The following is an 18597-nucleotide window of genomic DNA, read 5'->3' on the forward strand; positions in this document are numbered from 1 at the left end:
CTGTGGGTCGAAATGGCCGAACACAGCGGATTGCTGCATTCGGCGATCGCGCCATGATGGACGCGTTGATCGTCGACCGGCCCGACCTGCCGAAAGCGGCGGCGGCCCGGATCGCCCTATACTGACCACTCCACATTACCGGACCACGCCGTGCCGAACCAAGCTTCCGGAGATCCGTCCGTCGACGATCCCCGTCCGACCCCGCCTGTCCAACCCGAACTGGAAGACTGCTGCAACAGCGGTTGCTCGCCGTGCGTCTTCGACCTGTACGACGAAGCGCTCGCGCGCTATCGCGTCGAACTGGCCGAATGGGAGGCGCGGCAGGCACAGCGCGAGCCCCACCGATGAACCGAGGGAGGCCGGCGAGCCGCCACGCCGCGCATGCGCCATGCCCGTTTCCGGGCCTGGACTGACGGTGCCGGCACCGTCGCGCGTCAGGCGTCACGCATCCGCATGCAGCCGCCGATGCAGCGGCCCGAGCGCCATCGACAGCGCGACGCAGCCCACCAACACGGTCGTCAGCGTGAACATCGACGCCCTGAACCCCTGCACGTAATCGAGCGCGGCCGGATGCACGCCGAGCCGCGCGAAGAACACGCCGCCGATCGTCGCGGCGCCGACCGCCGCGCCGATCTGCAGCATCGCGCTGACCATCCCCGACGCGACCCCCGCGCGAGCCGTATCGACTTCCGCGAGCACGATCCGCACGACCGACGGCAGCACGAGCCCTTGCCCGATGCCGATCGCCGCGATGCCCGCATAGAAGCCGGGCCCCGGCGCGCCGTCGCGGGCGAGCGCGGCGGCGATCGCGACGCCGGTCGCGAGTATCGCGAAGCCGAGCGTGAGCACGCGATACCCGCCGAACCGCGCGACGAGGCGCGTCGTCAGCAGCGGGCTCGCGAGGAAGCCGAGCCCGAGCGGCAGGATCGCGAAGCCGGACGCGAGCGGCGACCAGTTCAGGCAGCCCTGCAGATAGATCCCGTAACTCAGGAAGAACGCGCTCAGCGTGTAGAACAGGAACGCGAGCAGGAGCCCGAGCGCGACGATCGGGTTGCGGAACAGCCGCACGTCGAGCAGCGGATCGTGGCCGCGCGCGAGCCGGCGCGCCTCGACCGTCAGCAGCGCGCCGAGCATCGGCAGCGCGCCGATTCCGCACGCGATCATCCACAGCGGCCAGCCGGCTTCGCGACCGTGCGTGAGCGGATACACGAGCATCAGCAGGAACAGCGACATCAGCACGGTGCCCGGCACGTCGATGCGCTGGCCGCGCGGCGCGCGGTTTTCCGGGATGAAGCGCCAGCTGCCGATCAGCGCCAGGATGCCGATCGGCAGATTGACGAGGAAGATCGCGCGCCAGCCGAGCCCGAACGGATGCAGGCTGATCAGCGCGCCGCCGCCGAGCTGGCCGATCACGGCCGCGAGGCCGAACGCAAACCCGTAGAAACCCATCACGCGCACCTGTTCCTGCGGGCTGAACACGCTGCGGATCGTCGCGAGCACCTGCGGTGCGAGGATCGCCGCGAACAGGCCCTGCAGCACGCGGCCGCCGACGAGCACCGTGCCGTTGTCGGCGAGCCCGCACAGCGTCGACGCGAGCACGAAGCCGGCCATGCCGACCATGAACATGCGCCTGCGTCCGTACAGGTCGCCGAGCCGCCCGCCGGTGATCTGGACGACCGCGTTCGCGCACGCATAGGCCGACACGACGAGCTGCAACTCGGCCTGGCGCGCGCCGATGCCGTCGCGAATGGCCGGGAGCGCGAGATTCACGATGAAGTAGTCGAGCGGCGGCAGAATGGCGCCGACCAGCAGGACCACGAGCGCCCAGCCGTGATGGCTGCGCGGCGTCGCCGCGGCGGCCGCGCAGGCCGGCGCGCAGGGGGCGAGGGTGTTGTTCGTCATGATGAAAGTCGATCCAAAGAATGAGGGCCCGATAGGCGATCGACGCAAGCAGGCCGTTGACCCCTTATTCTGGGCATCGCCCATGGTTCGGAAAAGCTGGAAAGAGTGGTAGCATCCATCGGGTTATTCGATGGATAAGGAGTGACCATGCGCGGTTTCGACCTGGACCAGTTGCGGACTTTCGCGGCGGTCGCGGATGCCGGCAGCCTGACGGCCGCCGCGCCGCTGCTGCACCTGTCGCAGTCGACGGTCAGCGAGCAGGTGCGCAAGCTCGAATCGCGCGCCGGCGTGCCGCTGTTCGTGCGCAGCAAGCGCGGCGTCGAGCCGACGCCGGCCGGCTCGCGGCTGCTGCAGCACGCGCGGCGCATCGTCGCGCTGAACGAGGCCGCGTTCGACGAGCTGCGCGGGCAGGCGATCAAGGGCGAGCTGCGCGTCGCGATCACCGACTACTACCGCACGAACGAAGTGGCGGGCATGCTGGCGCGGCTGCGGGAGTGCTACCCGCAGTTGAGCCTGCACGTGAGCGCGATGAAGAGCGCGGAGATCGAAGCGGCGCACGCGCGCGGGCAGATCGATCTCGGCGTCGTGATGAACATGTCGAGCGGGCCGTTCCGGCCGGTGTCGGCCGACACGCGCTGGGTGCTGCGGCGCGAACCGCTGTCGTGGGTCGCGTCGCCCGCGCTCGCCGAGCAGTTGCCCGAGCCGCTGCCGCTCGTGCTGCTGCCGGACGACTGCATGATGCATCAGGTCGCGGTGCGCTCGCTCGACGAGCAACACACGCCGTACGTGCTCGTGCACAGCGCGTCGGGCGTCGCGGGGTTGCAGTCGATGCTCGCGGCGGGGCTCGGGGTCGGCTGCCTGTGCGCGTCGGCGATCGGCGACGGCCTGATGCGGCTCGGCACGAAACACCGGCTGCCGCCGCTGCCCGACGCGGTGTTTTCGCTGACGCCGCCGCTGCCCGGCGAACGCGAGACCGTCACGCAGGCGCGCGAGGTGCTGTCCCGTCAACTGCTGATGTAAAACCATGCCGCGCGACACGCGGCGGCGCGTCATCGAGAGGCGCGCCAAGGGGCTCCAGGCATGAACGACGAACTGAAGAACCAGATGGCCGCGAAGCTGCAGCACGCGCTGGAGCGTGTGGTCGACGAGCGTTCGCTGATTCACTTCCTGCGCGTGCTCGGCCATGACTGGCACACGGAGCGGCAGCTCGAGGCCGACGCGCCGCTGTCGCCATATGCCCATGCGGCGCTCGGCTGGGAAAACCGGTCGATTGGCGAGTATCTGGAAGCGATGATCGACTGGGCCGAGGCGTCGGAAGACGGGTTGCGCTTCTACGACGTGCCCGATAATCCATGGCGGCGCATCGCGGACATCCTGTTCGCCGGGAAGATCTACGAATAACGCGGTCCGCGCGATTCACGTGCGCCGCTTTCTTTCTACTCGGTGACTTCGCCGTCCGCGTACGCCCGCAACCCGTTGGCCAGCGCGTCGAACACGGCCCGGCAGCGCGGGCTCGTCCGCAGATCCTCGTGCATCACGACCCAGGTTTCCAGCCGCATCGCGGGGAAGTCCGGCAGCACGCGCACGAGCCGCGCGTCGCGTTTCGCGAGCGCCGTCTGGCAGAAGCCGATCCCGTAGCCGGCGCGGATCATCGCGAGCTGCGCGAGATTGCTGTCGGTGCGCAGCGCGAACGCATCGCGCTTCCACAGCGGCATCCCGCGCGCCGCCGAGCGGATGAACGGCGTGACCGTATCGAAGCCGATCAGCGCGTGATGCGCGAGCGCATCGCTCGTCGCGGGCGCGCCGTGGTGAGCGAGGTAATCGTCGCGCGCATACAGCCCGACCTCGATTTCGCCGACGCGCCGCGCGACGAGTGCGTCCTGCGTGGGCGGCGCCATCCGGACCGCGATGTCGGCCTCGCGCTTCAACACGTCCTGGATGCGGTCGGTCGGCACGAGTTCGATCACGAGCCCCGGATGGTCGCGCCGTAGCTGCGCGAGCATCGGCGGCAACACCTCGACGGCGATCACGTCGCTGGCCGAGATCCGCACGATGCCGCGCACGCCGGCGCCGTGGCTGGCTGCCGCGCGCTCGAACGCGGCCGCCGCGCTGCGCAGCGCCTCCGCATGGCCGCGCAGCGCGAGCGCCGCCTCGGTCGGCAGCAGGCCCGAAGGTGAGCGCGTGAACAGCGTCTGGCCGAACGCGGCTTCGAGCGCCGCGACATGGCGGCCGGCCGTCGGCTGCGTGATGCCGAGCGCGCGTGCCGCGGCGGACAGCGAGCCTTCCGTCAGCACCGCGAGGAAGGTGCGATAGCGTTCCCAGTTCAGATCGGTGGTCATGCATAAATGTATAGCTGATCCATCATGTTAGGCAATTCCTTGGTAGCGGTCGGTGGGCCAGAATGCGTGTCACGATGGTTCGGTACAGGGAGATGGGCAATGACGACGGATGCAAGCGGAACGCAACGGCAGGCACTCGTGCTCGGCGCGAGCGGCGGGATCGGCGGGGAAGTCGCGCGGCAGTTGCGCGATGCGGGCTGGCAGGTGCGTGCGCTCAAGCGCGGGCTCGACGCCGAGGTCGTGGAGCGCGACGGCATCGCATGGGTGCGCGGCGACGCGCTGGATCGTGATGCTGTCGTGCGCGCCGCCCGCGGCTGCAGCGTGATCGTGCATGCGGTGAACCCGCCCGGATACCGGAACTGGGCCACGCAGGTGCTGCCGATGATCGACAACACGATCGCGGCGGCCCGGGCCGCGCAGGCGACCGTCGTGCTGCCGGGCACGGTCTACAACTTCGGCGCCGATGCGTTTCCGGTGCTGCGGGAAGACGCGCCGCAGCATCCGGCGACCCGCAAGGGCGCGATCCGCGTCGAACTGGAGCGGCGGCTGCAGGACGCCAGCGTGCAGGGCGTGCGGGCGATCGTCGTGCGCGCCGGCGATTTCTTCGGGCCGCAGCTCGGCAACAGCTGGTTCTCGCAGGGGCTGATCAAGCCGGGGCGGCCCGTTTCGGCCATCAGCGTGCCGAGCCGCGGCGTCGGTCATCAATGGTCGTATGTGCCGGACGTGGCGCGCACGATGGTCGAGCTGATCGAGCGGCGCGAGACGCTGGAGCCGTTCGCGCGTTTTCATCTGGGCGGGCATTGGGATGAAGACGGCATGCAGATGGCGCTGGCCGTGCAACGCGTCGCGAAGCGGCACGGCATGCGCCCGACGCTGCGCGATTTCCCGTGGTGGCTCGTGTGGGTGGCCGCGCCGTTCGTGACGACGCTGCGCGAATTGCTCGAGATGCGTTACCTGTGGCGCGAACCGATCCGGATGGACAACGCGCACGTGACCGCGGTGCTCGGCCGCGAACCGGTGACGCCGCTCGATACGGCGGTGGAGGCGACGCTGGCGGGGCTCGGGTGTCTCGGGTGAGCGACGGCGGGTAGCACAGGCTTCGCCCGGGCACGGAAACGCGTCACGGCGAACCGAAGAAGCCCGGGGTCACAATTCTCCACATACCCGCGTGCGTCCGATGCGCATCATGTCGGTCAACACCGATAAGGTGAAAACGGGGGCGAGATGTTGGGTTTCGGCTGGAAAGCGTTGGTTGCGGGGGCAATCATGTTCACTTTGAGCGGGTGTACCAACCTGGCAGGTGTGCTGTACTGCGGCAACTCGCAGTTCAACTTCCCGGACTACCACTGCTTCGAGCCGTACCGGTAGGAACAGGCGCGACGACTGAAAGCCGTCGTGCCCGCGTCCCGTACGGTTTTCCGCTCGCCGTCAGGCCACGACCGGCAACACCTCGACTGCATAGCGATGCGTGAGACTGCGGCTGAGCACCGGATCGTGCAGTTCCATCTCGAATGCATCGCCGTCGCCCATCGCGGCAATTGCGCCGTGCACGGCGACGGTCCCGCCATACATCGCGCAGCGCGCGGGCATCGTGCGGCGGTCGTCGAACCGCTGCCACAGCACGTCGGGCGCGAGCAGGCCGCTGACCGCGCCGTGCTGGTACGCCGTCCGCTCGCCGTCGCGCGTAATCAGCCACGAACGCATCTCGAGCGCATCCCAGTGATCGACAACATCCGCATGGCGCCACGCGTCGCGGCCGAGCGGTTTCGCGCATACCTGCTTCGACACGGCGACGCCGTACGCTTCGACTTCACGATCCGTGTGATCGGAGCCGACCGTGACCAGCGTGCCGGCCGGGCTGTCGATCAGCACACATTCGATCTCGCCGCCCGAGCGCGCGCCGAGCACGCCGATCGACGGCGCCTGCGTGAGCAGCGCGGCCGACACGCGATAGAAGCACGGCGTGGTCGACGGCGGCGCGACGCCGAGCGCCGCGAGTTCGTCGATGTGTGCCTGGATCGCGGCCGGGTCGCGGCCGGCCCAGCCGGCGATCACGACGCGTTCGATGTCGACGTCGACGGCGGCCGGTGTGCGTTGCAGGGAAATCACGTTGAACGACAGGGTTGGCATGCGGCTATCCGTTTGAAGTGCGAAGGAATGATTCGGCTGGCGGCGACGCTCAGTCCTCGAGCGGCCGGTGTGCGGTCTCGCGCGCGGCGACCAGTGCGATCGACGTGACGACGAGCGCGGCGGTGACGTACAGCGACACGGCCGTCGTCGTGCCCGTCTGCCGGAACAGCGCGGCGATCACGAGCGGCGCGAAGCCGCCGCCGACGATGCCGGCGAGCGTGTACGCGAGCGACGAGCCCGCATAGCGCACGCGCGTCGGGAACTGTTCGGTCACGAACGCGCCCTGCGGGCCGTACATCACCGCATGGATCACGAGGCCGATCGCGACGGCCGCGACGATCGCCACGGGGCGAGCGGAATCGAGCAGCGTGAAAAACACGAATGCCCACACGATGCCGGCGAGCGCGCCGGCGAGATACACCGGCCGACGGCCGAAACGGTCCGACAACGCGCCGAAGAACGGCACCGCGAGCGCGTTGCAGGCCGTGCCGATCATCACGGCCGTCAGCGCGACGGGGCGCGACAGGTGCAGCACCGTGGTCACGTAGGTCAGCGTGAACACGACGATCAGCGCATACAGCACGTCCGAGCCGATTCGCGAGCCGCCCGCGATCAGCAGGCGCTTCCAGTGGTACTTCAGCACGTCGGCGACCGGCACTTCGGCGGTCGCGTGCGATTCGGCGAGCTGCTCGAACTGCGGCGTTTCGTCGACGCCGCGCCGCACCCAGAAGCCGAACGCGACGAGCAGCGCGCTGGCCGCGAACGGCACGCGCCAGCCCCACGACAGGAAGGTGTCGGACGTGGTCGACAGCGTGACGAGCGCGATGCAGCCGGTGCCGAGCAGCGTGCCGAACGACGGGCCGATCTGCGTCCACGACGCGGACAGCCCGCGCCGTTTCTGGTCGCCGTGCTCGACCGACAGCAGCACCGCGCCGGCCCATTCGCCGCCGAGCGCGACACCCTGCACGAAGCGCAGCGCGACGAGCAGGATCGGGCTCAGGATGCCGGCCTGCGCATAGGTCGGCAGCGCGCCCATCAGCGCGGTCGTCACGCCCATCAGCACGAGCGTGAGCATCAGCACCGCGCGACGGCCGATGCGGTCGCCGAGATTGCCGAACACGAAGCCGCCGAGCGGGCGCGACACATAGCCGACCGCATAGGTCGAGAACGCGAGGATCGTGCCGGCCAGCGGATCGACCGACGGGAAGAACAGATGGTTGAAAACGAGCGCGGCGAGCGTGTTGTAGATCGTGAAGTCGTACCACTCGAGCGACGTGCCGATCATGCTCGCGGTCGCGAGTCGGCTGTTGCGGACGCGGCGGGGCGTGTGGGCGGCGGGCTGGGCGAGAGTGCTCATGGTAGCGGGCAGGTCGTGACGGGTGACGGGATGAAGCTCGGGGCCGGCGTTGGCGTTGGCGTTGACGTTGACGTCGGGCGTTCAGGCAGGCAGCGCGGCGGCGGTGGTGGCCGGTTCGGTTTCGGTGTCGTGGCGCTGGGCAGGCAGCGGCGCCGCGGCGCGCCACAGCAGGGCGAAGGTGCGCACGTCGTCGTGTCCGGCGAGCGCGGCGGCTACGCGGCGCGTGGCCGCTGCGTCGCTGCCTTCGATCAGCACCAGCGCATCGGCGGCCGGTTGGGAGGCCGCCGATGCGCCGATCGGTGCGGACAGGTCCGGTGACGTGCGGAAGAGCCGCGCGGCGTGGATGCCCGGTTCTTGCAGCGCAGCGTCGAAGCGCGCGCGCAGTTGCGGCACGTCGATGCGATCCGGGGGCAGCACGAACAGCGCGAGATGCGCGCCTTCGCCGTCGCCGGCCTCGATCGTCAGTTCGCCGACGCGCCGCTGCGTGCCCGTCATGCGCTCGAAGTTCGCGAGCGACCACGCGGTCTGCTGCGTGAACGCACGCCGGTACGCGTCGCCGCGGAACACGTCGAGCGTGTCCGTCACGTACAGCGCGAGGTATTGGCGCGGGCCGCCGTCGGTCGCGCGAAAACGCCGCGCATGCGTGAAGCCGGGAATCGCGACACGCTCCTGCATGTGCTCGCGGTCGTACCACGCGTTGAAATCGGCTTCGTGCGCGGGGTCGATATCCGTCCAGACGCAAAGCTGGCCGTGCGGAAGGGAAAGGCGGGTCATTGCGGGGTTCCTCGTGACGGGTGGGTCAGGAACCGCAGTGTCCCGAAGACGGCCCGCGCCCGTCCAACAAGAAAACAAATTCGCGGTGAACAGGTTTTCTTATGAGCGGCGCGGGCGGCGTTTCGCAGCGGAGGCGGCAGGCGATGCGGCTTTCGGCGTGCGCGTCGTTTTCGCGGGCGCGTTCGTCTTTGTCCCGGCCGGCTTGCGCGTGGGCGTCGCGTCGACGCGATCGGGGGCGTCCGGCTTCGCGAGGTTCGCGGCAGCCGCCGTCGCACGCGCGACTTCGCTCGCGAGTTCCGCGATACGCGCGGCGACCGGCAGCCCCTGGCTGCGGAATGTCGCGACGAGCGGCAGCGCCGGGAATTCGGGCTCGACGTCGAGCAGTTCGAGCGTGCCTTCGTGCAGTTCGCGCCCGATGATCGCAGGCGGTAGCGCGGCCACACCGAGCCCGTCGGCGACGAGGCGGATCATCGCGGCGACCGACGTGATGCAGTTGATGCTGGCCGGCCGTTCGACGGCCGCGAACAGCCGCTCGATCGTCGCGTGCGGCCCCGAGTGGCGCGAGAAGCTGATGATCGGAAACCCGGCCAGGCGCGCGACGTCGAGCGGCTGGCCGCCGAGCCCGAGGCGCGGGCTCGCGGCCCAGCGCACCGGGAATTCGCCCAGCGGCAGGTTCGTGAAGTCCGGGCCCGGCACCGGGTCGGTCTGCAGGATCAGGTCGACGTCGTCGGTGCTGAGCAGGCGAATCAGGTGCAGCGTCGTGTCGCTCGTGATCTCGACGTCGAGGCGCGGATAGCGCTCGCGCAGTTGCGCCATCAGCGCGGGGAACCAGCTGTGCACGATCGATTCGATCACGCCGATCCGGATCAGGCCCGCGTCGCTCGCCGCGTCGATGTCGCGCCGCATTTCGCCGTCGAGCCGCACGATCCGCTCCGCGTAGGCCAGCATGCGCCGGCCCGCGGGCGTGAGCGTGGCCGAGCGCGTGTTGCGATCGAACAGGCGCACGTCGAATGCTTCCTCGAGCGAGGCGATGCGGCTCGACACGGCGGCCTGCGTCGTGTGCAGTTTCTCGGCCGTGAGCCGGAAGTTTTCCAGCTTCGCGAGCCAGACGAAGGTTTCCAGAAACCGGATGTTCATCGCGTTCCGAACGGTGAGGCGGTGCCGCGCCAGGCGGCGGGATCGGTCGATGGTAGCGGATTTCAGGGGCGGGAAACGACCAGGCGACGCCGTGCGTGTCGTGGGCGGGTACGGGCAGCCTGGTGCTGACACGCTACCTGCTCGACATCTCACGCGGACGGCGCGCCCGTTTGCGTCAAAGCCCGTCGAACGCGAGCGTCGGGACGTCGACGATCATTGCGCCGCCGTCCGCGACGAGCGTCGCGCCGGTCACGAACGAGGCGTCCGGCGACGCCAGGAACGCGCAGACGGCCGCGATCTCGTCGGGCTCGGCCGCGCGCCGCAGCGGCACGTCGGCGCTGACGCGGGCGTACGCACCGTCGAGCGAATCGCCGTGCGCAGCCATCAGCGGCTCCATTTCCGCATCGGCCATCGGCGTGCGGACCCAGCCCGGGCAGACGGCGTTCGCGCGCACGCCGTGCGGGCCGTAGTCGCGTGCGAGCGATCGCGCCAGCCCGAGCAGCGCGTGCTTGCCGACCGTGTAGCCGCATACGCCGGGCCCCGCCGCGAGCGCCGCGATCGACGCGACCAGCACGATATTGCCGCGTTGCGCGATCAGGTCGGGCAGGCAGGCACGCGCGCTGACGAAGGCGGTATCGAGGTTCGCGTGCATCGCGTCGCGCCATTGCGCGTCGTCGGTTTCGTCCGCGCGGCCGATGCCGTGGCCGCCCGCGCATGCGACGAGCGCGTCTATGCGGCCGAAGCGTTCGGCGATGCGCGGCAGGAAGCCGGCCCAGTCGGCCGTGCTGGCGGCGTCGCCGGCGAGCGCGAGGCCACCCGTTTCGGCAGCCAGGGCGTCGAGCGGCGCCTGGCGGCGACCGATCAGCACGACGCGGTCGCCGCGGCGGGCGAAGCGGCGCGCGCACGCGGCGCCGATGCCGGTGCCTGCGCCGGTGATCGCGATCGTGCGGGGTGGCGGGTGCGTCATGTCGTTCTCCGGAAAGGGGTGTTCCGGCCACTTTAGGCGGCGCCGGCCCGCGCCGGTATCCGCCGAAAGGATGAATGGGGGTCGTCCGGACGGCTGGGCGCGGCCGCCGTGGTCCATTTTGCAAAGGCTGACGATGTCCGCCGCCGAATCGTTCTATCCTCCACATTTTTGAGATAAACCACGAAAGCCCCGCAAAATAGCGCGGGCGGGCGCAATGACGCGCGGCGCGTCGGCCGGCTGATTCCGTCGTACGAATGCGCGGCCAGCAAAGGCGCGGCCAGCAAAGGCGCGGCCAGCGAGGGCGCGGCAGGCGCGAGCGGGCGTTCGATGCGCAGCTATCGCGTCCGCCGACGGCCTATGTCGCCACGGCGTATCGCCCGGTTGCGCGCTGGCGCGACCGGACCATCGACAAGAACAGGGAGGGGCCGGCAATGAGGCTGGACGACGAAAGAGAAAGCGCCAACGTCGAGGATCGACGCGGCGGCGGCGGGTTCGGCGGTGGGCGCGCGACGATCGGCATCGGTACGATCGTGGTCGCGCTGGCCGCCTCGTATTTCTTCGGGATCGACCCGCGCGTCGTGCTCGAAGGCGCGTCGGCGCTGCAGGGCCGGCAACAGCAGGCGCAGCCCGCGCCGACCCAGCACCAGGGCGCGCCGGCGAACGATCCCGGCGCGGTGTTCACGCGCAAGGTGCTCGGCAATATCGAACGCACGTGGACGGGCGTGTTCAACACGCAACTGCACGCGCAGTACGAACCGCCGAAGCTCGTGATGTTCACGAACTCGACGCCGACCGCCTGCGGCACCGGCCAGACCGCGATGGGGCCGTTCTACTGCCCGGGCGACCGCAACGTGTATATCGACCTCGGCTTCTACGACGAACTGCGCAAGCGTTTCGGCGCGGGCGGCGATTTCGCGCAGGCCTACGTGATCGCGCACGAAGTCGGCCACCACGTGCAGAACCTGCTCGGCATCGCCGACAAGGTCGACGCCGCGCGCCGGCGGTCGAGCCAGGCGCGCGCGAATGCGCTGTCGGTGCGGATGGAGCTGCAGGCCGACTGCTTCGCCGGCGTGTGGGCGAACAACGCGCAGCGCGCGAACCAGCGGCTGATGGAGCCCGGCGATTTCGAGCAGGGGCTGAAGGCGGCTGCCGCGATCGGCGACGACCGGCTGCAGCAGCAAGGGCAGGGCTACGTGGTGCCCGAAAGCTTCACGCACGGCACCAGCGAGCAGCGCGTGTACTGGCTGCGGCGCGGGATGGAGTCGGGCGAGGTGAGCGCCTGCGACACGTTCGCCGCGAACGCACGCTGAAACGGGGCGCGCACCTCTTCGCGCGCCCGTATCGTCCCGGCTACCGGCTACCGGCTACCGGCCACCCGGCCGGACCGGGACGATTTGCCGATTTGTGCTCACCGACGCTTTTCGGCGCCGGTAGGCTGGCCCGGACGTCGAAATTCGATGCGTCCATCCGCCAGCCGATTCCCCATGCCGACCTTGTCCGTTCCCGCCGATCACGCTCCCGCCGACTGGCGACGCGCGCTGCGCGCATGCGTGGACGCGTTCGACGCGTTCGCGAGCCCGTCCGCGATCGTGTTCTACCGGCTCGACCTGAGCGGCGAACCTGCCGATTTCGAGCTGTTCGGAATGCCGGAGTCGATGCATCGCACCTATGTCGCGCGCTACCGGATGCTCGATCCGCTGCATCCGTCGCGCTGCGCGGCGGGCGAATGCGCGGTCGTCACGCTCGCGTCGCAACTGCCTGACGAACGACGCGCCGCGTCCGCGTACTGGACCCGTTTTCTGCGGCGGCACGACGTGGCCGACGTCGTCGAGATCTGGCTGCGCGACGACGCGGGCCGCACGGTCGGTGCGTTCTCGCTGCTGCGCTTCGGCATGGGCGACGCGAGCGGCAACGGCGCCGCAGGACGGTTCGCGCCCGGCGAGATCGACGCGCTGGCCCGGCTGCAGCCGGTCGCCGAAGCCGCGCTGAGCCCGCTGCTGCGCGCGCGGCGCGGAATCCACCGGATCGGTTGCGAGGAACGGCTGACCTACCGCGAGGAGCAGATCGCGCGGCTCGTGCGCGACGGCCGTTCGAACAAGGAGATCGCGCGCGATCTCGCGCTCGGGCAACCGACGATCAAGACCCATCTGATGCGCATGTACCGCAAGCTCGGCGTGTCGAATCGCACGGAGCTGGTTGGGGCGTTGTTCCTGTAATCGTCGTGCAAGCAGGCCCGCGACATCGTGCAGTACCATGCGCGATCGTCGTTTCGATAACAATCAAGAAAAGGGCCGGGAACATGGATGTCGCGATCATTGCCGCTTCGCTGTTGGTCATTGCGTTGAGCATTGCGCTGCCTATCTTCATCATCAGAACCGTCAGAAGCGGAACTTACGACTCGCTGTACTTCCTGATCCCGCTTGCGCTCGGCGTCTATTGGCTGGACTACCAGGCGTACGACTTCCTCGCGTCGATGGGGCACGGTTTCAGAAACTGACGATTCAACGGCCGGGCTTCGGTCCGACGCCAAAAGCACGGCAGCCACCGGCCGATCATTCGCATCGCCCGCCGGCCGGCCCGCGGGTTCGAACCCGCCGCCTTCCGCCACGCCACGCGCTGCCAATTTGCGCTCACCGGGCGTGATTCCTCGTCGATACAGTGGTCCGACGCCCGCGTGCTTCACCCGCACGCGGTCCAGCCACGACAATCAACGAGACGCCCATGAGCAACACGAACTTCGTCGCCGTCAGCGACACCGTACGCACCTTCGTTGCGCGCGACTTCGGCCTCTTCATCGACGGTGCCATGCAGCCCGCGCACGCGGCTGCTCGGCTCGACGTATACGACCCCGCCACGGGCGAGCGGCTCGCGACCGTCGCCGATGCAGATGAACACGACGTCGACCGCGCCGTCGCCAGCGCGAAACACGCGTTCGACGCACGCGTCTGGAGCGGGCTGCGGCCGGCCGACCGCGAACGCATCCTGCTGAAACTCGCCGACCTGATCGAAGCCGACGCCGAAACGCTCGCGCAGCTCGAAACGCTGAACCAGGGCAAGTCGATCCACGTGTCGCGCGCGGTCGAAGTCGGCGCGAGCGTCGAATACGTGCGCTACATGGCCGGCTGGGCGACCAAGATCACCGGCCAGACGCTCGACGTGTCGATCCCGTTCCCGCCCGGCACGCGTTATACGGCCTATACGCGCAAGGAGCCGGTCGGCGTGGTCGCCGCGATCGTGCCGTGGAATTTCCCGCTGATGATCGCGGTGTGGAAGCTGATTCCCGCGCTCGCGGCCGGCTGCACGATCGTGCTGAAGCCGTCGCCGGAAACGCCGCTCACGGCGCTGCGCTTGGCCGAGCTCGCACGCGAAGCCGGCGTGCCGCCCGGCGTGTTCAACGTCGTCACGGGCGGGCGCGTCTGCGGCGCGGCGCTCGCGAGCCACCCGTCGATCGCGAAGATCTCGTTCACCGGGTCGACCGCAACCGGCAAGCTGGTCGGCGCGGCGGCCGTGCAGAACATGACGCGCTTCTCGCTCGAACTCGGCGGCAAGAACCCGATCGTGATGCTCGACGATATCGACGTCGCGCAGGCGCTCGACGGCGTCGCCGCCGGCGCGTTCTTCAACCAGGGGCAGGTGTGCGCGGCCGCGTCGCGCATCTATGTGCATCGCAGCAAGTTCGCGCAACTGGCCGACGGCCTCGCGGGCGTCGCGCAGTCGATGAAGCTCGGCGCGGGCCTCGACACGACCGCCCAGATCAATCCGCTGGTATCCGCGCACCATCGCGACAAGGTCGTCCAGCACATCGAAGGCGCGCGTCGCGCGGGCCTCACGTTCCTCGCGGGCGGCACGCCGGCCGACGATCTGCCCGGCTACTACGTGAAGCCCGCCGTGATCGCCGATCCGCACCCGGACAGCGCGATCGTCCACGACGAGGTGTTCGGCCCGGTGATCGTCGTCGTGCCGTTCGACGACGCGGCCGACGCGGTGCGCCTCGCGAACGCGTCGCCGTACGGCCTCGCCGCGAGTATCTGGAGCAACGACCTGAAACGCGTGATGAATCTCGTGCCGCAGATCGAGGCCGGCACCGTGTGGGTGAACTGCCATATCCCGCTCGATCCGTCGATGCCGTTCGGCGGCTACAAGCAATCGGGCATCGGCCGTGAATTCGGCCAATACGCGATCGAAGGCTTCACCGAAACCAAATCCGTCTGCATCGCGCATTGACGCGCGGGCCAATCCCAAAACCGCAAAAAACCGATCCGAAACTGGAGATTGCAATGAGCTACAACGAAGCGAAGTTCTGGCATCCGATGCTGCACCCGAACGAAATGAAGCAGCGCAAGCCGATCCGCATCGTGCGCGGCGACGGCTGCTACGTGTTCGACGAACAGGGGCGCAAGCTCGTCGACGGCGTCGCGGGCCTGTGGAACGTGAACGTCGGCCACAACCGCCAGGAAGTGAAGGACGCGATCGTGCGGCAGCTCGACGAGCTCGAATACTTCCAGCTGTTCGACGGCATCTCGCATCCGCGCGCCGAGGAGTTGTCGAAGAAGGTGATCGACATGCTCGAACCGGAAGGGATGCGCCGCGTGCTGTACAGCTCGGGCGGGTCGGACTCGATCGAGACCGCGCTGAAGATCGCGCGCCAGTACTGGAAGGTGCGCGGCCAGGCCGATCGCACGAAGTTCATCTCGCTGAAGCAGGGGTATCACGGCACGCATTTCGGCGGCGCGTCGGTGAACGGCAACACGGTGTTCCGCCGCAACTACGAGCCGAACCTGCCCGGCTGCTTCCACGTCGAGACGCCGTGGCTGTACCGCAACCCGTTCACGCAGGACCCGGAGGAACTCGGCCGGATCTGCGCGGAACTGCTGGAGCGCGAGATCCAGTTCCAGAGCCCGGACACCGTCGCCGCGTTCATCGCGGAGCCGATCCAGGGCGCGGGCGGCGTGATCGTGCCGCCGGCCAACTACTGGCCGCTGGTGCGCGAGGTGTGCGACCGCTACGGCGTGCTGCTGATCGCCGACGAAGTCGTGACGGGCTTCGGCCGCAGCGGCAGTCTGTTCGGCAGCCGCGGCTGGGGCGTGCGCCCGGACATCATGTGTCTCGCGAAGGGGATTTCGTCGGGCTACGTGCCGCTCGGCGCGACGGTCGTGAACGCGCGGATCGAGGACGCGTTCGCCGCGAATGCCGATTTCGGCGGCGCGATCATGCACGGCTACACGTACGCGGGCCACCCGGTCGCATGCGCGGCCGCGATCGCGAGCCTCGACATCGTCGTGAAGGAAGACCTGCCGGCGAACGCGGCGAAGCAGGGCGCGTATCTGCTCGAAGCGCTGCAGCCGTTCGCGGAACGCTTCGCGGCGGTCGGCGAGGTGCGCGGCAAGGGGCTGATGCTCGCGCTCGATCTCGTCGCGAACAAGGGCACGCGCGAGCCGATCGATCCGCTGTCGGGCTATGCGAACGCGGTCGCGGAAGTCGCGCGCGAGAACGGCGTGCTGGTGCGCCCGGTCGGCACGAAGATCATCCTGTCGCCGCCGCTCGTGATCCAGCGCGAACAGCTCGACCGGATCGTCGACGCGCTCGCGGCCGGCTTCGAGGCCGTGCCGTTCGCATGACGGCGTGACCGCACGACGGCCAACCCGCGGCGGCGGGTAAACGCCACCGCGGGTTTGCCGATTTGCGCTATGACCGGATTATTTTGCCTGCGTATTTTTTCGACATCGGATCACGCCGTGATCGACGAGGGGCCCCGGGAATCGACGCGCTGAAGCACCGCCCGGGGCCGACCGCACAGCATCTGGCCCGGCCGCCGACGAAGCGCCGGTTCGGGCCAACCCACGAAGGAGACAACGATGTCGGGATGGTCGGGAATGACCGGCGCCGCGGGCGATACGCCCGCCGGCTCGCCGGCTGAAGCAGGCGGCGCCGCCGCATTGAAGGCCGGTGCGGTCGGGTTCCCGACCGCGCTGGCGAGCGCGGTCGGGCTCATCATGGCGAGCCCGGTGATCCTCACCGCGACGTCGGGCTTCGGGATGGGCGGCTGGGCGTTCGCGGTCGCGATGATCATCGCGTTCGTGATGATGCAGGCGCAGGCCACCACGTTCTCCGAAGCCGCCGCGATGCTGCCGACGGCCGGCTCGGTTTACGATTACCTGTCGTGCGGGCTCGGCCGCTTCTGGGCGATCACCGGCACGATTTCCGCGTATTTCCTCGTGCACGTGTTCGCCGGCACCGCGGAGACGATCCTGAGCGGCATCATGGCGCTCGTGAACTTCGAATCGCTGAACGCCGCGTTCGAGAAGCACAACAGTTCGTGGCTCGTCGGCGTCGGCCTCGTGGTCACGTTCGCGATCACCAACATCATCGGCATCAAGGTGTTCAGCAAGCTCGAGATCGTGCTGACGGCCGGCATGTGGCTGTCGCTGATGATCTTCGGGATCCTCGGGCTCGCGGCCGCGCCGGCCGTGCATCTCGACGGCTGGTTCGGCGGCTCGGCAGTCGGCACGTCGATCCCGGCCGTGCTGTCGCTGGTCGGGATGGCGATGTTCATGTTCGTCGGCTGCGAGTTCGTCACGCCGCTCGCGCCGGAAATGAAGGCGCCGGGCCGCACGATCCCGCGCGCGATGGCGCTCGGCCTCGTCGGCGTCGCGATCTGCATGTTCCTGTACGGCGCGGCGATCCGTCGGCAGGTTCCGAACGTGCCGGTGAGCGCCGACGGCCTCACGCATCTGCTCGACACGCCGGGCGCGATTCCCGCGTTCGCGCTGCAGGTGCTCGGGCCGTTCGGGCGGATCTGGTTCGGCATCGCGTTCCTGTGCGCGGGCGCCGCGACGATCAACACGCTGATGGCCGGGCTGCCGCGCATCCTGTACGGGATGGCGATCGACGGCGCGCTGCCGCGCTGCTTCGCGTACCTGCATCCGCGCTTCAAGACGCCGGTGGTCGGCATCGTCGCGTCGGCGATCGTGCCGATCTTCCACGCGTGGCTGATCAACGGCAATCTCGACAGCATCCTGCACCTCGTGCTCGCCGCGACGTGCGCATGGGGCACCGCGTACCTGCTCGTCACCGCGTCGGTCGTGATGCTGCGCATCCGCCGGCCGGACCTGCCGCGGCCGTACCGTTCGCCGTGGTTCCCGCTGCCGCAGATCGTGTCGAGCGTCGGCATCGTGCTCGCGATCTGGTACATCACGCCGCCCGGCATGAACCCGCGCGACATCTACGTGCCGTTCGGCGCGATGCTGGGGCTGACCGCGCTGTACGCGCTGTTCTGGACGCTCGTCGTGCAGCGCCGGCATCCGTTCAGGCCGGTGCCCGTCGAGGATGTGCTGCGCAACGAGCACGTCGCATCGTGAAGGCCGTGCTCGCCCGGTGGCGCGCGGCGCCCGATGCGCCGCCGCCCGGCCATCGGCCCGGCGCGATCGCCGCGCGCGTGCTCGCCGATTTGCGGGCCGTGCGCGATGCAGACGGTGGCGTCGGTGGCATCAAGGCGCGGCTGCCGAACGGCGTGCGCGTGAGCGTCGACGAGCGCGTCGAGCGCCAGTTCCTGATGCATACGGTCAGCGTGACGGTGACGGCGGCCGCCGACGGCCCGGCCGCGCAGGGCAGCGCGAGCGTGCGTCAGACCGGCTGGCTGCGCTGCACGGGCATCGATGCCGCGCCCCCGCCTGGATGCGACCCTGTATTCATCGACACGCTGGCCGCGCTGCTTGCCGAGCCGGCGCTGGCCGACGCGCTGCGGCCCTTGCACCTGACCGACTGCGCGATCGACGCGCGCGACGGCCGCTGGACGCTCGCGATCGTGCCGTTCGGCGGCAGCGAGGTCGTGAACCGGATGCCGTCGTTTCGCCGTTACGTCAGGCTGATCGACGAGCAGGCCGCCGCGCTGTCGGCGGCCTGTCTTGCGTTCGAAACCGCACTACACGGGATTTTGCGAGGGTAAGCTGTGGCGATGCGTGCCGCGCGAACCCGGCGGCCGCATCCAGGAA

General features: G+C 69.3%; 18 protein-coding genes. 11 read left to right on the forward strand and 7 right to left on the reverse strand.

All coding sequences use genetic code 11. The features are described from left to right. Positions 1-150: 150 nt before the first annotated feature. Entirely contained in the window at positions 151-348 is a 198-nt protein-coding gene (locus tag HWX14_RS10585; RefSeq protein ID WP_175882673.1) for an oxidoreductase-like domain-containing protein, read from the forward strand. A gap of 93 nt (positions 349-441) precedes the next feature. Here the strand turns inward: HWX14_RS10585 and HWX14_RS10590 are convergent, their stop codons facing one another. Then, positions 442-1902: an MFS transporter gene (locus HWX14_RS10590; protein ID WP_175882674.1), complete on the reverse strand. Its 1461-nt coding sequence runs from the start codon at positions 1900-1902 to the stop codon at positions 442-444. A gap of 147 nt (positions 1903-2049) precedes the next feature. On the opposite strand from HWX14_RS10590, the gene HWX14_RS10595 reads away from it, so the two are divergent. Continuing rightward, positions 2050-2922 (forward strand): LysR family transcriptional regulator, encoded by an 873-nt coding sequence (locus HWX14_RS10595; protein WP_126369091.1) that lies wholly within the window; start codon positions 2050-2052, stop codon positions 2920-2922. A 60-nt stretch (positions 2923-2982) separates the two neighbouring features. Then, positions 2983-3303, forward strand: a complete 321-nt coding sequence (locus HWX14_RS10600; protein ID WP_175882675.1) for a hypothetical protein — start codon at positions 2983-2985, stop codon at positions 3301-3303. Positions 3304-3338: 35 nt separating this feature from the next. On the opposite strand, the gene HWX14_RS10605 is transcribed toward HWX14_RS10600, so the two are convergent. Then, positions 3339-4241 (reverse strand): LysR family transcriptional regulator, encoded by a 903-nt coding sequence (locus HWX14_RS10605; RefSeq protein WP_175882676.1) that lies wholly within the window; start codon positions 4239-4241, stop codon positions 3339-3341. Between the two features lie 99 nt (positions 4242-4340). Here HWX14_RS10605 and HWX14_RS10610 point away from each other — a divergent pair, with 99 nt between their 5' ends. Further along, positions 4341-5318, forward strand: a complete 978-nt coding sequence (locus tag HWX14_RS10610; protein ID WP_175882677.1) for an NAD-dependent epimerase/dehydratase family protein — start codon at positions 4341-4343, stop codon at positions 5316-5318. Positions 5319-5669: 351 nt separating this feature from the next. On the opposite strand, the gene HWX14_RS10615 is transcribed toward HWX14_RS10610, so the two are convergent. The 5 genes from HWX14_RS10615 to HWX14_RS10635 form a co-directional block, all read right to left on the reverse strand. After that, positions 5670-6371, reverse strand: a complete 702-nt coding sequence (locus HWX14_RS10615) for a DUF2848 domain-containing protein (protein ID WP_175882678.1) — start codon at positions 6369-6371, stop codon at positions 5670-5672. A gap of 49 nt (positions 6372-6420) precedes the next feature. Next, the gene (locus HWX14_RS10620; protein ID WP_175883551.1) at positions 6421-7740 is read right to left on the reverse strand and encodes an MFS transporter; all 1320 of its coding nucleotides are present in this window, start codon (positions 7738-7740) and stop codon (positions 6421-6423) included. Between the two features lie 69 nt (positions 7741-7809). Then, complete coding sequence (locus tag HWX14_RS10625) at positions 7810-8502, reverse strand: DUF4286 family protein (protein WP_175882679.1); 693 nt, start codon at positions 8500-8502, stop codon at positions 7810-7812. 99 nt (positions 8503-8601) lie between these two features. Continuing rightward, the gene (locus tag HWX14_RS10630) at positions 8602-9639 is read right to left on the reverse strand and encodes a LysR family transcriptional regulator (protein ID WP_175882680.1); all 1038 of its coding nucleotides are present in this window, start codon (positions 9637-9639) and stop codon (positions 8602-8604) included. A gap of 175 nt (positions 9640-9814) precedes the next feature. Next, positions 9815-10606: an SDR family oxidoreductase gene (locus tag HWX14_RS10635; protein ID WP_175882681.1), complete on the reverse strand. Its 792-nt coding sequence runs from the start codon at positions 10604-10606 to the stop codon at positions 9815-9817. Positions 10607-11037: 431 nt separating this feature from the next. Here HWX14_RS10635 and HWX14_RS10640 point away from each other — a divergent pair, with 431 nt between their 5' ends. The 7 genes from HWX14_RS10640 (at position 11038) to HWX14_RS10670 (ending at position 18551) form a co-directional block, all read left to right on the forward strand. Continuing rightward, positions 11038-11916 carry a neutral zinc metallopeptidase gene (locus tag HWX14_RS10640; RefSeq protein WP_011547358.1) on the forward strand — a complete coding sequence of 293 codons (879 nt, stop codon included), beginning with the start codon at positions 11038-11040 and terminating at the stop codon, positions 11914-11916. Positions 11917-12090: 174 nt separating this feature from the next. Continuing rightward, positions 12091-12822, forward strand: coding sequence for a LuxR C-terminal-related transcriptional regulator (locus HWX14_RS10645; protein ID WP_175882682.1), 732 nt, complete (start codon positions 12091-12093; stop codon positions 12820-12822). Positions 12823-12905: 83 nt separating this feature from the next. Beyond that, positions 12906-13103, forward strand: a complete 198-nt coding sequence (locus HWX14_RS10650; protein WP_175882683.1) for a hypothetical protein — start codon at positions 12906-12908, stop codon at positions 13101-13103. 224 nt (positions 13104-13327) lie between these two features. Beyond that, positions 13328-14830 carry an aldehyde dehydrogenase family protein gene (locus tag HWX14_RS10655; RefSeq protein ID WP_175882684.1) on the forward strand — a complete coding sequence of 501 codons (1503 nt, stop codon included), beginning with the start codon at positions 13328-13330 and terminating at the stop codon, positions 14828-14830. A gap of 53 nt (positions 14831-14883) precedes the next feature. After that, positions 14884-16224: an aspartate aminotransferase family protein gene (locus tag HWX14_RS10660; RefSeq protein ID WP_175882685.1), complete on the forward strand. Its 1341-nt coding sequence runs from the start codon at positions 14884-14886 to the stop codon at positions 16222-16224. Between the two features lie 237 nt (positions 16225-16461). Then, complete coding sequence (locus HWX14_RS10665) at positions 16462-17964, forward strand: APC family permease (protein WP_175882686.1); 1503 nt, start codon at positions 16462-16464, stop codon at positions 17962-17964. Next, positions 17961-18551, forward strand: coding sequence for a DUF3156 family protein (locus HWX14_RS10670; RefSeq protein WP_175882687.1), 591 nt, complete (start codon positions 17961-17963; stop codon positions 18549-18551). Before HWX14_RS10665 ends, HWX14_RS10670 begins: the two co-directional genes overlap by 4 nt. Positions 18552-18597 lie beyond the last annotated feature (46 nt).

This window comes from Burkholderia sp. BCC0044, from assembly GCF_902832955.1.
Taxonomy (GTDB): domain Bacteria; phylum Pseudomonadota; class Gammaproteobacteria; order Burkholderiales; family Burkholderiaceae; genus Burkholderia.